This is a genomic window from Psychrobacter sp. W2-37-MNA-CIBAN-0211, assembly GCF_040309405.1.
GTDB classification, from domain to species: domain Bacteria; phylum Pseudomonadota; class Gammaproteobacteria; order Pseudomonadales; family Moraxellaceae; genus Psychrobacter; species Psychrobacter glaciei.
The window spans coordinates 1-276 of sequence record NZ_JBEOOU010000164.1; the positions used below are offsets into that span (position 1 = coordinate 1).

Here is a 276-nt window from a genome sequence, read left to right on the forward strand (position 1 = left end):
CGTTTAAACCGATCACAGCTAGCACCAGAATGGTTAAATACGGTAATACTTTTAATATTTCGATGTCCTGAGCTGCAATATCCGCTTGTCCTTGACCGACAATCGAAAAAGCAATCAAGGTGAGGATCGCCGCCGGTATCGAAAATACTAAGTTTTCACGGAACTTGTCTTTCATTTCACAACCTTGAGTACGTGTTGCCGCAATCGTGGTATCAGAAATAATCGATAAGTTGTCTCCAAATAATGCACCAGACATCACCGCACCCGCCATTAAGG

The 276-nt window shown here is 43.1% G+C and carries 1 pseudogene; it reads right to left on the minus strand.

Annotated elements, in window-relative coordinates:
• Window positions 1-276 (minus strand): annotated as a pseudogene (locus tag AAEY72_RS14735) (Na+/H+ antiporter NhaC family protein); the annotation flags it as partial.